A 14811-nucleotide genomic window follows, 5' to 3' on the forward strand; every position below is an offset into this window, starting at 1 on the left:
ATGATCGTTGATAGCAACGTTATTATTTATTCTATTCAACCAGACTATGAGTCTTTACAAAATTATCTGTTGAGCAAAGTGGATCAGCTTTGTGCTTCGGCCATTACTAAGCTTGAAGTAGTTGGTTTTTCCAAACTGAATCATGTTGAAAAGTGGCAGTTGGAAGAGTTTTTTAATAATATATCAACATTACCTATTACCGACCAGGTCATTACCGAAGCTATTCGACTGCGTCAGCAACGCAAACGTTCGCTCGGTGATTCGATCATTGCGGCTACAGCCCTCTTGTACAACCAACCCATTCTGACCAACAATACAGCTGATTTCGAGGATATCGCTGGTCTGCAGATCATTTCGTTAGAGTCGATAATCTAGCTTGTGTTCCTCTACCTATGCTTGATTTATCCGCATTACGCGCCAATACGCCCGGCGTTCAGCACGTTACGCATTTTAACAACGCCGGTGCATCGTTGATGCCTCAGCCGGTTATCGACGCCATTACGACTCACATTGCGCTCGAAGCCCAAATTGGTGGCTATGAGGCCGCTGAACGTCGGAAAGCCGCTATTCAGGATTTTTACCAGGCTACGGCTGATCTGCTCAATACCACAGCCGACCATATTGCCGCTGCAGCCAATGCCACCGATGCCTACGCCCGCGCCCTGTCGTCTATTCCGTTTCAGCGGGACGACGTAATCCTGACCACCAGCAACGACTATGTTTCCAATCAACTCGCGTTTCTGTCGTTGCAGAAACGGTTTGGGGTTAAGGTCGTTCGGGCGGCCAACGATCCGGCTACAGGTGTTTCGGTGGCCGACATGGCCGAAAAGATCAAGTCGTTACAGCCCCGGCTGGTAGCCGTAACGCATGTGCCCACCAACTCGGGACTGGTTCAACCGGTGGAAGCCATTGGTCAGCTCTGCCGCGAATACGATGTGCTTTATCTGGTTGATGCCTGTCAGTCGGTGGGGCAGTTGCCGGTCGATGTACAAGCGATTCAGTGTGATTTTCTGACCGCTACCTGCCGGAAATTTCTGCGCGGTCCGCGCGGGATGGGTTTTCTGTACGTCTCCGACAAGGTTCTGACGGCTAACATGGCACCCTTGTTCATCGATCTTCACGGAGCTTCCTGGGAGTCGGCGGATACGTACCGGCTGGAGCCAACGGCCAACCGGTTCGAGGACTGGGAATTTCCGCAGGCGCTGATGCTGGGCGCTGCCGAAGCGCATCGCTACGCGTTGAAAGTGGGCATTGCGGAAATTGCTGAACGAAATGCCCGCCTGTGTGCAACACTTCGTTCAGGACTGATTCAGTTGCCGGGCGTTCGGTTACTCGATGAAGGCGACCGATTAGCCAGCCTCATTACATTGTTCAGCGACCGAAAATCGGCCGCCGATCTGAAAACCGCCTTGGCAGTAGAGCACATAAATACATCCATTAGTGCGCATGGTGCGGCCATTCTGGATTATGATCGAAAAGGCATGAAAACGGCAGCACTCCGTATTTCCCCCCACTATTTCAATACCGATGAGGAGGTTAGTCTATTGCTGGAAACGCTGAAACAGATACTTTCATGAAGCACCTCGCCGACCTCCTGCTTCTGGGCGATCCCCGTTTGTACGAAACCTGCGCGCCCGTGCTGGAAGCTGACTTGCCGCTGGTGCTCGGCTGGGTGGCCGATCTGCACAACGTTATGGAAGAAATTCGGTCGAAATACCAGTTTGGCAGGGGGATTGCGGCTCCCCAACTCGGCATCATGAAACGGCTGATTTACCTCAATGTCGATCGCCCAACGGTTCTGATTAATCCCGAAATCGTGACGGTTAGTGCCGAAACCGATGAACTTTGGGATGATTGCATGAGCTTCCCGAATTTGCTGGTACGGGTTCGACGGCACCGGGAACTGACAATGACCTACCGGGATGAGCATTGGCAACCTCAGTCCTGGACCGTTACGGACTGGGCTCTGTCGGAGTTGATTCAACACGAATACGATCACCTCAATGGCGTGCTCTGTACCATGCGTGCCATTGATGAGCGATCGTTTCAATGGCGGCCAACACCCATTACCCGCTCCTGAATGAGTCGCAAAACCAGATAATTTACGTAAACTCTTCTTGTTTAACCGCGAAACTGGTTAGGTCTGATGGAAGGCGGTATATTTGTGGTTTAGGGTTTAGGCTGGCTACGTAGCTGAAGCTGCCTCGCCGTCAACCGTAAATGGCCAACCTAGTCAATTGAACGTACCGTTGTTCCCGATGTTTAGTCTTACCGATCTCCTCCGCCCGCACATTCTGACCCTGACGCCCTACTCCTCCGCTCGTGACGAGTATACGGGTAAAGAAGGTATATTTCTGGATGCCAATGAAAATCCGCTGGGCTCAACAACAGCCCAGGGCGCGTATAATCGCTACCCCGACCCGCACCAGTGGGCCATCAAACATCGGCTGGCACCCATAAAAGGCGTTCGCCCGGAGCAGATTTTTCTGGGAAACGGTTCCGACGAACCCATCGACCTGCTGGTTCGGGCAACCTGTACGCCGGGTAGTCAGGATTCCATTCTGATCATGCCACCAACTTACGGCATGTATGAAGTGTCGGCGGCCGTCAACGATGTCAGTATCATCAAAGTCCCGCTAACAGCCGACTTTCAGGTAGATACCGAGGCTGTGTTGGCTGCCATAACAGACCGTACCAAGCTTATCTGGCTCTGCTCCCCCAATAATCCATCGGGTAATTTGCTACAGGCGGATGCCGTCCGGACCATCCTGAAGGCGGCCCATCAGTCGCTGGTTATTGTCGATGAAGCGTACATTGACTTTGCCGGTACGCCTTCCTGGACAGGTGAGCTGGCCAATTTCCCTAATCTGGTCGTACTACAAACCTTTTCGAAAGCCTGGGGGCTGGCGGCTCTCCGGCTCGGCATGTGCTTTGCTTCGGAAGAATTGATTGGTGTCCTGAACAAAATCAAGCCGCCGTACAACATCTCGGCCCCAACCCAGGCGCTCGCGCTGGACGCGTTGATGCACGAGGAGGCAAAAAATGAGATGGTGGCTCAGATCATGGCCGAACGGCAGCAATTGTCAGACAAACTGCGGTCGTTGCCGATCGTGCAGGTTATTCATCCGTCAGACGCTAACTTCCTGCTGGTGCAGTTTGTCGATGCCAGGGCTACGTTTGCCTATCTGATCGACCAGCAGGTGATTGTTCGCGACCGCTCGAAGGTGAAATTATGCGACGGTTGTCTGCGAATTTCAGTGGGTACGTCGGACGAAAACGAAAGCCTGATCGCGGTGCTTCGGCAGATGCCCCAGACCCTAGTATCGCCTGATTTGCCAATCGGAACAGGGGAGGATGCCACCCGGCCGGAACTTGTTTCGAATGCCTGACCTTAGCTATTTCAGCTGGTTACTTCGACAGGCAGAGGGCGTCAAAGGTTATTTCCTCCATTTATTTATGAAAAGATCTGTAATGATTACGTCACTGGTCCTGCTGGGCTGGTTAATGACCTCGAATGTTGCGCAGGCGCAGTATAACAACTGGTCGGTGGGTTTTCGGCTTGGAGAACCATCAGGCATAAACGTTCGTAAATATTTTGGCAACAACCGCGCCTTTGACCTCAACATCGGTACGTATGGGGGGCTGTATGGCACCAAACGTAGCTATGGCCCCGGCGATTACAAGAGCGTTGGGCTAACCGTTCAGGGGCATTACCTCTGGCACACGGCCGTGACCAAGAGCGAAAGTATTCGCGCGTATTACGGCTTTGGCGGGCAGATCAACAACCGCCGTACCTACCCGCTCCGGCTCAATGGCGAATACCAGAAAACACTCTCGCTGGGTGGTTCCGGTATTGGTGGCCTGGAGTTTTTTCCGGTCAACAAACCGTACTCTATCTTTCTGGAAACGGGGGCTTACGTCGAACTGCTACAGTCCCCGTTTTTCCTGAGCCTGAACACGGGGATTGGATTGCGGTATAATTTTTAAAGGAGTTAAGAGTCAGTATATAGGAGTGAGGAGGTAGGAGCGAGGAAGGGCTGACTGACGAGTTAGTAAAAAGTTATGTCGGTCCGCCGGTGCGGTCAGCCCTTCTACCTCCTCACTCCTAATACTGACTCCTCAAAACATCCATGTTTAAAATTTATAGCTCTTCGGCTGGGTCGGGGAAGACATACACGCTTACAAAAGAGTATCTCAAGCTAGCCTTGCGGCCAGATACAGAGGATGGCTATTTTCGGCGTATTCTGGCGGTAACGTTTACCAACGCAGCCGCCAACGAGATGAAAAACCGGATTCTGGAAAACCTGTCCGGCATTGCTGGAACGAAGGAATCTCCTCTGTTGGCCGAACTGGTGGTCGAGCTGTATGGTACACCGCCAGGCACTGATTCGTTCGATGTAGCCAAAGCTGCGTTACGAAAAAAAGCGTCCGGCGTTTTCCGAACCATCCTGCACCGCTACGCCGATTTCAGCGTAACCACCATCGACTCCTTCACCCAGCGTATCGTGATGGCGTTTACCGACGAGCTGGGCCTGCCTTACTCCTTCGACGTAGAGCTGGAAACTGACGAAGTGCTCGAAATGGCCATCGACAACCTGATTGAAAAAGCAGGTACCGACGAGATGGAGGAAATTACGACCATTTTGAGTGAGTACTACACCCATACGGCTGCCGAGGGTAAAAGCTGGAACCAACTCCCCGAACTGCTCAAAGAATTTGGCCGTAACCTAACCTCCGACCAATTTTACGAGGCTGTCAACGCGGCACAGGAGTTATCACCGGGCGCGTTGCGCGGTATTCGTACGAAGTTGCTCGCTCATAATCAACAGGTTGAGCAAGAGATTATTACGCATGGTCAGCGTGCCTGGAAGCTGATAGCCGATGCTGGTCTGGACGAGAAAGATTTTAGCTACGGTGCCAGTGGGGTCGGTGGTTTTTTTAAGGCCATTGCGGAAGGTAATGCCCATCGGGACGCCGGAACCCGTGTGTACAATGCTCTGAAGAATGGCGACTGGTACACCAAAAAAACGCCCTTGCCCGTTCAGGGCCTTATCGACGGGATGGCCAGCGAGTTAAGCGATTGTATTTCCCAGATTCTCCGCGTTCGCGATGAACGGGGGCTACAGGTTACGCTGTTCGATTGCCTGTTGCCTCATTTGCAGAAACTGGCCCTGCTGAAACAGATGCGGGTTGAATTTGATGAGTTACTCAGGAAAGATGGCCGGGTGCACATCTCCGAATTCAATAAAAAAATACTGAACATTGTCGCGTCCGAACCCGTCCCGTTTCTGTATGAGCGGCTGGGAACCAAATACAATCACATTCTGATCGACGAATTTCAGGACACGTCGCGGCTTCAATTTGCTAACCTGCTGCCCCTGATCGAAAATGCCCTCGGGGGCGATCACTTCAACCTGGCCGTTGGCGATGGGAAGCAGGCTATTTACCGGTTCCGGGGGGGCGATATGGACCAGATTGTTGCCCTGCACCGGAAAGACCTCGATACTCTGAAACAGGCGCACAACCCCGGCTCGTGGACGGCCGACCGAATTGAGATGCTGGACGGTCATTTGCAGGAAGCCCTGCTCGATACCAACTGGCGAAGTGCCGAACCGATTGTCCGGTTCAATAATGACTTCTTTGAGTTCACCGCCCGTAAGTTCGAAAGCCAGCATCCGAAACTCGCGGAGGTATTCGATGCCGAACAACAATTTCACCAGAAGGCCCAGCCCAACGCCCACGTGGCCGGTCATGTCCAGATCGATTTTGTGGCCAAGGATGCCGAAGCCGATAAAGATATTACCGCGCAGATGCTCGAAAAGACAATGGAGCACCTGGAGAAAGCGCTGGCTGATGGGTATACGTATGGCGACATCGCCATTTTGTGCCGCAAAAAATCGCACGCAAAAGCCTTGGCCAACGAGCTGAACGCCCGGCGAATTCCGCTGGTATCGGCAGATTCCCTATCGCTGGAATTTTCTGATCCCGTCAAATGGCTGGTGACGCTGATGCAACTCCTTCAACGGCCTGACCAGAGGCTCCTTCGGTACGAACTGCTCTATCTGTTTCATCGGGTGGTGCAGGGTATTTTTCCCGATGATGTGTTAACGGAGAAGTTGAGCGCCATTGCCGAAAGCGATATCGACGCCACCTATGCCTACCTCGCCGACGAAGGCTATCCGCTGGATCCTTATGTGATGGGGCAACTCAATCCCTACGAACTGGCCGAGCGATTGACTGCGCAATTCGGTTTGTTCAACCAGGCCGAGCATAACCCATTTCTATTCCGGTTTCTGGATGAAGTGCTGGCGTTCAACCACAAACGAAGCGGTCACCTGAGCGATTTTCTACTGTACTGGGAAGGCGTCAGGCAGAAGATTTCGGTGGAGGGAAATGCCCGCAATGCGGTGAGCATTCAAACCGTTCACCGGTCCAAAGGACTGGAGTTTCCGGTGGTTATCATTCCCTTTGCCAACTGGAAAGTGGAACCCATCAATGACAGTACGATCTGGCTCGACCTGTCAGCGATTCGGACCGATGCGCTTTCCCATGAAAACGGGGCGGGGCAGCTAACCCGATTGTTATCAGCACCGGCTCACACAACCAGTAAACTGCGCGGGACACCGAAGGTTATTGCCGACCAGTATGAGGATGAATTCACGCGTACGTTTCTGGAAAACATGAACTTGCTCTATGTGGCCTTTACCCGGCCAACCGACCGGCTTTATGTGATCAGCGAGGCAAAAGATTTTACCAAAGGGCAACAGAATACCATCAGCCATTGGCTACACGCGTTTCTTCGCGATAGTGAGGTAGCCCGAAACTGCGGCTGTGCCTGGCAGGAGGGGTTGTTGAGTTACCAGATCAGCCTGTGCGCGGACTCATTTGCGCACCACAAAGAGGAGGGTCCGCTGGATGAGATTGTGCTGGAAGACATCGTGAGCGGTCACCGGGGACAGGATATGCAGCTGCGACGACAGGCCGACCGCATGTTCGATGTGGCCACGTTTGAGCGCACGCGCGAGCGGGACCGAAAACTCTGTGCAGCCCTGAGCTTGATAAAAGGCTCGGAAAGTATTGATACTGTGCTGCGGCAACTGGTGAGTGAGGGCCTTGTTCGTCAGGCTGAAACGGCAGAGTTGAAACAAAGCCTGATGACCATCGTCGCTCACCCCGCCCTGTCATCCCTGTTTGATTCGTCGCTACGGATCGATACGGACCGGAGCATATTGAGCAATAAACGAGTACACGGCGCACCGCACCGTGTGGTGCATTATCCGGATGGACACATTGTCCTGGTCCAGTATGAGTCGGTGCCGGTCGTTTCGGAATTGACAGAGGCCCCTGCATCGGTGACCAGCCCAACGGATTCGTTGAAGTACTTCACGAACTTATACCGGGAAATGGGATTTCAGGAGGTAGAAGGCCGGCTGGTTTATTTGTCAACGGAACCGGAAGTAGTGAAGGTAGTTTAAACCTGTTTGATCGTTAGCGCATGATGTTTTCAACAAAGTTGATTATAGAAAGTAAGTGTAGTGCGCTTGCTTTTATTCTTAGTTCGTTTCTCTTTATTCATTCTGCCTTTGCGCAAACAGCCTCTCCTTACGAATTAAAGACGGGTCGTGAACTTAGCTTACTGGGAGCGGGGGTAGCTTTACAAGGGGCCGTGCTGGCGTTACATACATCGGTCGATCCACTTACACCAGCGGAGGTGGCTACCCTTAATCGGGGGGACATAAATGCCTTTGATCGGAAAGCCACTACCCACTGGTCTACGTCGGCTGGCACGTTAAGTGACGTTACGCTGGTGGGCAATGCTGCCGTTCTGGGTTTACTTACGCTGGGGACCAAACCAATGCGGCAGGATGTTAAAACAGTGGGAATCATGTTCGTGGAAACAATTGCCTTTGCCAATGGCTTTGAGCGACTGGTAAAGGCCGTCACGCAGCGCCCACGGCCGTTTGTGTATAATCCGACGGTGCCGCTGGAGGAAAAGCTGACGCGGGATGCCCGGCAGTCGTTTTTTTCGGGACACGCCACCCATGCCTTTGCGACGGCCGTTTTTACGGGCGAAGTCTTCCAGCATTATTTTCCACATTCACGGCTCAAACCCGTTGTCTGGGTTGGATCACTCGGTCTGGCAACCGCCACGTGTTTGCTCCGGTACGAGGCCGGTGTTCATTACCCGACCGATTTGATTGCCGGGGCCGCTTTTGGTTCGCTGGTGGGCTGGGGAATTCCCAAACTGCATGAAGTCAAAAACCAGAGTGCGCTGGGTCGCCGGCTGGATGTACAACCCTGGAGTACGGGTTCGGCCAATGGAATTTACATGCGGTTAGCGGTGTTCTCCCGTTAACTTTACCCTCCTGTTAACTGGCGTACGTAATTGCTGGTGTTTACTGCATAATGACAAAAATTACCGACCATATCAAGGCTGCCAACGGCAAACCTATTTTTTCCATTGAAGTTATTCCGCCCATCAAAGGGGATAATCTGAAAAGTTTGCTCGACAATATCGAGCCGCTAATGGAGTTCAAGCCGCCCTTCATTGATGTTACCTATCATCGGGAGGAGTACATCGAGCGACCCTTACCCGATGGCACCATTCAGAAAATCGTGACGCGTAAACGGCCTGGCACGGTGGGTATTTGCTCGGCCATCATGCACCGTTTTGGGGTCGATCCGGTGCCACACGTGCTATGTGGCGGTTTTTCCCGCGAAGAAACCGAAGATTTCCTGATTGATCTCCATTACTTGGGCATCGATAATGCGCTCGTGCTTCGGGGCGATCCGGCCAAACCGTTCACGACCTTCAAGGCGAAAGAGAACGGCTACCTGTACGCCAGCGAGCTGGTTGAGCAAGTCGCCAACATGAATAAAGGGATTTATCTGCACGAAGAAGATACAGCCCTGGCTCCCAGTAATTTCTGCATTGGCGTGGCCGCTTATCCCGAAAAACATTTTGAAGCAGCTGACCATGACTCTGATTTTCAGTACCTGAAACAGAAGATCGACAAAGGGGCGGATTACATTGTCACGCAGATGTTCTTCGACAATAAAAAGTTTATTGATTTTGTGGATCGTTGCCGGAAGGAAGGCATCAATGTGCCCATTATTCCAGGTCTTAAACCGATCAGCACCCGCCGACAACTTCAGGTATTACCCCGGCTATTTCACCTCGAAATGCCTGCCGATCTAATTCAGGCCGTCGAAGCCTGCGAGAACGATCAGCAAGCCCGGCAGGTGGGTGTTGAGTGGTGCATTCAGCAATGCCGCGAGTTGATCGCCTATGGCTCACCCGTAATGCACTTCTACACCATGGGTAAATCAGACAATGTTATGAAAGTAGCGAAAGAGATTTTCTAATCTATACTTTATACGAAAGCCGGGCTATTTTTAGTGAAAATGGCCCGGCTTTCGTATAAAGTATAAGTTTTACTCGGCCAGGTAATTGCCAATGCCAACCACAACCGTCGACAGCACTACCAGACTGATACCCAATGAAATGGTACGCATGGTGGGTTTGTTGGCACCCCGCCATTCGTGCAGGTACAGGCCCCAGAAACTACTGAAGGCAATGATAAACGCCATGTGGAGCGTCCAGCCCGAAAAGCGATAGTCGCCCATTTTGCTATCGCCCATGCCGTAAAAAAAGAACTGGAAATACCAGGTAAAGCCAGCCATGGCACAGAAAATAATATTTTTTACGATTGGGGTCGAGATGTTCCCGTAGTCCGTATACGTACGGTTGCGGATGTTCAGGTAAATCGTCCAGATAGCATTGGTTGTCAGTCCACCGAGCAGAATAATCACCAGGGCTGCATTGTTCATATACAATGGATCGGTCCCTTTTTTAACCGCCAGTTCGGCAATCGGTTGGCCGGCCGTAAGCCCGAATGAAAAACAGGCGCTCATGATCCCCGAGAAAACAGCGACCAGCAAGCCCTTGCGGATGTCGAATTCGGCGATAACGGCTTTTTTCTGTTCATCCGACAGCGAGCGTTCCTTCATCATACCGGCAATGCCGCAAATCGAAATACCCAGAACACACACGCCCAGCCCAAGCATAATGACCTGACCAGACGTAGTGCCGATCAACTGCCCGAACTGGCCCTGCCAGATGGGCGGCACCAGCGTTCCGAAAACGGCACAAAGGCCCAGCGTCACGGCCATCCCGAGCGATAAGCCCAGATACCGCATGGCCAGGCCAAATGTTAAACCGCCAAATCCCCACAGAACGCCCCAGAAATACGTCCATAGAATCGTTTCGCGGGGTATCTGCGCCAGTACGCCAAACAGGTCCGTCACCGTGAGTGAACCCAGCAACAGGGGAGCGGCCAGCCAGGAAAATAAACCACCCACGAGCCAGTAGCTTTCCCAGGCCCAGCCACGAACCTTCTGATACGGTAAGTAAAAACTGCCGGAAGCAAAGCCTCCCAGCGCATGGAAAAAGACCCCCAGGAATACAGCCACTTTATCTACGTTTTTTCAAATTTATGCCGTGTATCGTCAAAAACTTTCCTGTGCTCTCCTGTTCAAAAAGCCGATCGACGGTCAAAGAGAAACCATAATTTTTTAATAAGCCCAACAGGAGAGTACATGAAGCAGGAGAAAAGTAAAAAAGCTTACTTTGTCTAAAACACGATTTCTGAAGATACTACTTACTAACTATTTATGAATACGACGCAAGCGTTCAACTATGTGAGCTACCTCTGGGATGACAAAAAGGCGGCAGAACTGGCTGGTGACGAAGTGGCCCTCTTTATATATCGTTCCAACTTACTCGGGGCCGACCTGCGCTTAACGAATTATGCCGGAGGGAATACGTCGGTTAAGTTGATGGAAACGAATCCGTTGACTGGTGAGCCCGTAGAGGTCATGTGGGTGAAGGGGTCGGGGGGAGATATTGGTACGCTAACCAAAAAAGGGTGTGCTAATCTCTATGTCGAGCGCTTGCATGCATTGAAAAACCGCTACCGCGGGCTGGCTTTTGAAGATGAGATGGTTGGCCTCTTCGATCATTGTCTTTTCGACCCGAAGTGCGCGGCTCCATCTATCGATACGCCGTTACACGGGTTATTGCCGTTCAAACATATTGACCACCTGCACCCCGACGCGCTGATTGCCATTGCGGCCAGTCGCGACGGTGAAGCCATAATGCACCAGATATGGGGCGATCAACTCGCCTGGCTACCCTGGCAGCGGCCCGGTTTCGACCTGGGCCTGAAACTGGAAGAAACGGTTCGCAATAACCCAAACCTGCGCGGGGTAATTCTGGGTGGACACGGGCTGTTTACCTGGGGAGATACCTCCTACGAGTCGTATATCAATACGCTGGAAGTGATCGAGCAGGCATCTGAGTATCTGGCTGCCAACTATGGAAAAAAACGTGCCGTATTTGGCGGGCCAGCCCGGGAGAATACCGATGCCGACACGCGTAAAAAACAGGCCGCTTCACTGATGCCCGTCCTGCGTGGGCTGGCGTCGGGTCACCGGCGAATGGTAGGACACTTCACCGACGATGAGCGAGTGCTGGAATTTGTCAATTCGCACGATTTGCCCCGGTTGGCTCGACTGGGTACCAGTTGTCCGGACCATTTCCTGCGTACTAAAATTCGGCCGCTGGTGTTGGACCCTATCCAACTGTCATCGGCTGATAGCGAAGCCTACCTGGAAAAGGCATTTGCCGATTACCGCGCGGATTATGCCGCTTACTACGAACGCAACAAACACGACAACAGTCCCGCCATTCGCGATCCGAATCCGGTCGTTATTCTGTGGCCAGCGGTTGGCATGTTCACCTTTGCGAAAGATAAGCAAACGGCGCGCGTGGCGGCTGAATTTTATACCAACGCCATCAATGTCATGAAGGGTGCCGAAGCGGTCTCGGACTATGTCGGTCTGCCCGAGCAGGAGGCTTTCGATATTGAATACTGGCTGCTGGAAGAGGCCAAACTACAGCGCATGCCAAAGCCCAAACCGCTGTCGGGGAAGGTCGCGCTCATAACGGGTAGCGCAGGCGGGATTGGGAAGGCCATCGCTAAAACGTTCCTGGCCGAAGGGGCCGTCGTCATTATTAACGACAACGACGCCGACCGGCTGGCGTCTGCCAATGAGGAGTTCAACAACCAATACGGGAAAGATGCCTATACGGCAGTTCAACTGGATGTTACCAACGCCGAAACCATTGCCAACGCATATACGGCGGCTTCGCTGGCTTTTGGCGGGGTCGATATCGTCGTCAACTGTGCCGGGTTGAGTATTTCCAAGCCCATCGAGGAGCATACCGAAAGCGATTGGGATTTGCTGTATGACGTGCTCGTAAAAGGTCAGTTTCTGGTTACTCAGCAGGCCGTTTCGGTCATGCGTAAGCAAAAGTTGGGTGGCGATGTCATTAACATTGTCAGTAAAAATGCCCTTGTATCGGGGCCTAACAATGCGGGCTACGGGTCGGCCAAAGCGGCTCAATTACACCTCAGCCGGTTAAATGCGGCCGAGTTGGGTAAAGATCATATCCGGGTAAATGTCGTGAATCCTGACGCGGTCATTTCCGATTCCAAAATCTGGGCCGGGGCCTGGGCCGAGGGCCGCGCCAAAGCGTATGGCGTGACGGTGGCCGAATTGCCCGCCTATTACGCCAAACGCACCCTGTTGAACGAGGTCATTTTACCCGATGATATTGCGAATGCCTGCCTGGCGTTCGTGAATGGACTGCTGGCCAAATCGACCGGCAACGTCCTCAACGTCGATGGGGGCGTCGCTATGGCATTTGTCCGGTAGAAACGGGTTTGCGGTTTGTTTCAGCCCACAAGTGGGTTTGAATAATAATATTGTCCATAATTTTTAACCGTTTTAACGGTTTGCAACGTCAATCAATATCATCGTTTGGGAGTCCGTAATGAATCATAAACCGGCGGTATTCATCCATAAACGTAACGGTACGATGGTGTTCTTCTTGATTCAAAATATACGCCCGAACACGTGGTACATGGGATTCACTAACCGAAAATGCACCATAACCGATTTGCCAGGCAAAATGCGTTGCGGTTAATTTCATTTGATTGAGTGTATGCGAACTGGCACCTTTAATTTGCTTAACCACATCGACAATTGATTTTTTAGGATTGAGCAAAAACAAAAGATGTACATGGTCAGCCACACCGCCGACGCAATCAACAAAGCATCCTGAATCAATAAGTTGCTTTCGTAATTCGTCATGTACGGTTGGGCGGATGCCAGGTTGAATAAGGGGTTGTCTGGCTTTCGTAGAGAATACGGTGTGGACCCAGATTTTAGATTTTGAATGACTCATGGGTGGTCGGTAAACCGTTAAAACGGTTAAGAAATGATGATTAATTGGTTTCATAAACCCACACATAAATGTGCGGGCTGATAATAGAGATAGGACGGAAATCCTGTGAAATGGATACATAACCTCTAAACCCGATGAACCTGAACCCCGAACATATTGACGCATACAACCAAACGCAGTTGGAAGGCCACCGGCGAAAACTAGCCTACTGGACGCAGGAGGTAGCAAAGGCTGAGCCGGTAATTGAAAAATTGATTGATTTCCAGATTGCTATTCCAAGCTGGGCACTGGGAACGGGCGGCACCCGTTTTGGGCGGTTTCCGGGCGGGGGAGAACCCCGTAGCCTGGAAGAGAAAATTGCCGATGTGGGCCTGCTGCACGCCCTGAACCGGGCAAGCGGTGCTATCTCGCTGCATATTCCCTGGGATATTCCAACCGACCCCGATGCGATAAAGCAATTGGCGGCTCATCATGGACTACGGTTCGATGCCGTTAACTCCAACACGTTTCAGGATCAGCCCGACGCCGAACAAAGCTATAAATTCGGGTCCTTGCAGCATACCGATCCGGCCGTACGTCGGCAGGCGATCGAACACAACATTGAGGTGATCAGGCATGGGGTGGCGCTGGGCTCCGATGCCCTGACCGTCTGGTTATCGGATGGGTCCAGCTTTCCGGGGCAACTCAACTTTCGCAAAGCATTCGACCGGACGCTGGCGAGCCTCGAAGAGATTTACGCGGCATTACCCAATGACTGGAAACTGTTTGTGGAATACAAAGCTTTCGAGCCCAACTTTTATTCGATGACCGTTGGTGATTGGGGAAGTAGTTTGCTGTACGCCAACAAACTCGGGCCCAAAGCCTATACCCTCGTCGACCTGGGTCACCACTTACCCAACGCCAACATCGAGCAGATCGTCGCGATTCTGCTGCATCAGGGAAAGCTTGGCGGCTTTCATTTCAACGACTCCAAATACGGCGACGATGACCTGACGGCGGGTAGTATCAAACCCTACCAGTTATTTCTAATCTTCACCGAACTGGTAGACGGGCTGGATGCCCGGGGTATGAACCATGCCACCGACCTCGGCTGGATGATCGATGCCAGTCATAACGTAAAAGACCCGCTCGAAGACCTGCTCCAGTCGGTCGAAGCGATACAACTGGCATATGCCCAGGCGCTCCTGGTTGACCGGGAAGCGCTGGAAGATGCCCGCGAAGCCAATGACCCGGTGCGGGCGCAGGAGATTTTGCAGGATGCTTTCCGAACCGACGTTCGTCCGTTGGTGGCCGAAGCCCGTCGCCGGGCCGGTGCTTCACTAAACCCGCTGGGTTTGTATCGGCAGTTGAACGTCCGCCAGCAACTCATCGGCGAACGGGGGGCGAAGACAGTAGCCACGGGGCTTTAAACTAAGTTTTGAATGAGTGAATGATAGATTGAGTGAATAGCTAACGCAAACTCAATGAGGACTTCCTGGTCCTAATCATTCATTCATTCT

General features: G+C 52.2%; 12 protein-coding genes. 10 read left to right on the forward strand and 2 right to left on the reverse strand.

Annotated elements, in window-relative coordinates:
- The 8 genes from ACYU8Y_RS04425 (at window position 1) to metF (ending at window position 9366) form a co-directional block, all read left to right on the forward strand.
- Complete coding sequence (locus tag ACYU8Y_RS04425; protein ID WP_460934606.1) at window positions 1-375, forward strand: type II toxin-antitoxin system VapC family toxin; 375 nt, start codon at window positions 1-3, stop codon at window positions 373-375.
- 17 nt (window positions 376-392) lie between these two features.
- Window positions 393-1577 (forward strand): aminotransferase class V-fold PLP-dependent enzyme, encoded by a 1185-nt coding sequence (locus ACYU8Y_RS04430; protein WP_460934608.1) that lies wholly within the window; start codon window positions 393-395, stop codon window positions 1575-1577.
- Complete coding sequence (locus tag ACYU8Y_RS04435) at window positions 1574-2080, forward strand: peptide deformylase (protein ID WP_460934610.1); 507 nt, start codon at window positions 1574-1576, stop codon at window positions 2078-2080. The genes ACYU8Y_RS04430 and ACYU8Y_RS04435 overlap by 4 nt, the downstream gene beginning before the upstream one ends.
- A 178-nt stretch (window positions 2081-2258) precedes the next feature.
- Window positions 2259-3389 (forward strand): histidinol-phosphate transaminase, encoded by a 1131-nt coding sequence (gene hisC / locus ACYU8Y_RS04440; protein ID WP_460934612.1) that lies wholly within the window; start codon window positions 2259-2261, stop codon window positions 3387-3389.
- 67 nt (window positions 3390-3456) lie between these two features.
- Window positions 3457-3987: a hypothetical protein gene (locus ACYU8Y_RS04445; protein WP_460934614.1), complete on the forward strand. Its 531-nt coding sequence runs from the start codon at window positions 3457-3459 to the stop codon at window positions 3985-3987.
- 143 nt (window positions 3988-4130) lie between these two features.
- Window positions 4131-7475 carry a UvrD-helicase domain-containing protein gene (locus ACYU8Y_RS04450; RefSeq protein ID WP_460934616.1) on the forward strand — a complete coding sequence of 1115 codons (3345 nt, stop codon included), beginning with the start codon at window positions 4131-4133 and terminating at the stop codon, window positions 7473-7475.
- Window positions 7476-7495: 20 nt separating this feature from the next.
- Entirely contained in the window at window positions 7496-8356 is an 861-nt protein-coding gene (locus ACYU8Y_RS04455; RefSeq protein ID WP_460934618.1) for a phosphatase PAP2 family protein, read from the forward strand.
- A 50-nt stretch (window positions 8357-8406) separates the two neighbouring features.
- Window positions 8407-9366, forward strand: coding sequence for a methylenetetrahydrofolate reductase [NAD(P)H] (gene metF, locus ACYU8Y_RS04460; protein WP_460934620.1), 960 nt, complete (start codon window positions 8407-8409; stop codon window positions 9364-9366).
- A gap of 69 nt (window positions 9367-9435) precedes the next feature.
- Here the strand turns inward: metF and rhaT are convergent, their stop codons facing one another.
- The gene (gene rhaT / locus ACYU8Y_RS04465; RefSeq protein WP_460934622.1) at window positions 9436-10473 is read right to left on the reverse strand and encodes an L-rhamnose/proton symporter RhaT; all 1038 of its coding nucleotides are present in this window, start codon (window positions 10471-10473) and stop codon (window positions 9436-9438) included.
- A gap of 201 nt (window positions 10474-10674) precedes the next feature.
- Between rhaT and ACYU8Y_RS04470 the strand changes: the two genes are divergently transcribed.
- Entirely contained in the window at window positions 10675-12780 is a 2106-nt protein-coding gene (locus ACYU8Y_RS04470) for a bifunctional aldolase/short-chain dehydrogenase (RefSeq protein WP_460934624.1), read from the forward strand.
- A gap of 88 nt (window positions 12781-12868) precedes the next feature.
- Here the strand turns inward: ACYU8Y_RS04470 and tnpA are convergent, their stop codons facing one another.
- Window positions 12869-13366 (reverse strand): IS200/IS605 family transposase, encoded by a 498-nt coding sequence (tnpA, locus tag ACYU8Y_RS04475; protein WP_460934626.1) that lies wholly within the window; start codon window positions 13364-13366, stop codon window positions 12869-12871.
- 80 nt (window positions 13367-13446) lie between these two features.
- Between tnpA and ACYU8Y_RS04480 the strand changes: the two genes are divergently transcribed.
- Window positions 13447-14721, forward strand: coding sequence for a sugar isomerase (locus ACYU8Y_RS04480; protein WP_460934628.1), 1275 nt, complete (start codon window positions 13447-13449; stop codon window positions 14719-14721).
- Window positions 14722-14811: the final 90 nt, after the last annotated feature.

This window comes from Spirosoma humi, assembly GCF_054776575.1.

Coding starts and splice junctions, on each gene's coding strand:
- ACYU8Y_RS04425 (WP_460934606.1), top strand. CDS start 1: ATGATCGTTGATAGCAACGTTATTATTTATTCTATTCAACCAGACTAT.
- ACYU8Y_RS04430 (WP_460934608.1), top strand. CDS start 393: ATGCTTGATTTATCCGCATTACGCGCCAATACGCCCGGCGTTCAGCAC.
- ACYU8Y_RS04435 (WP_460934610.1), top strand. CDS start 1,574: ATGAAGCACCTCGCCGACCTCCTGCTTCTGGGCGATCCCCGTTTGTAC.
- hisC (WP_460934612.1), top strand. CDS start 2,259: ATGTTTAGTCTTACCGATCTCCTCCGCCCGCACATTCTGACCCTGACG.
- ACYU8Y_RS04445 (WP_460934614.1), top strand. CDS start 3,457: ATGAAAAGATCTGTAATGATTACGTCACTGGTCCTGCTGGGCTGGTTA.
- ACYU8Y_RS04450 (WP_460934616.1), top strand. CDS start 4,131: ATGTTTAAAATTTATAGCTCTTCGGCTGGGTCGGGGAAGACATACACG.
- ACYU8Y_RS04455 (WP_460934618.1), top strand. CDS start 7,496: ATGATGTTTTCAACAAAGTTGATTATAGAAAGTAAGTGTAGTGCGCTT.
- metF (WP_460934620.1), top strand. CDS start 8,407: ATGACAAAAATTACCGACCATATCAAGGCTGCCAACGGCAAACCTATT.
- ACYU8Y_RS04470 (WP_460934624.1), top strand. CDS start 10,675: ATGAATACGACGCAAGCGTTCAACTATGTGAGCTACCTCTGGGATGAC.
- tnpA (WP_460934626.1), bottom strand. CDS start 13,366: ATGAAACCAATTAATCATCATTTCTTAACCGTTTTAACGGTTTACCGA.
- ACYU8Y_RS04480 (WP_460934628.1), top strand. CDS start 13,447: ATGAACCTGAACCCCGAACATATTGACGCATACAACCAAACGCAGTTG.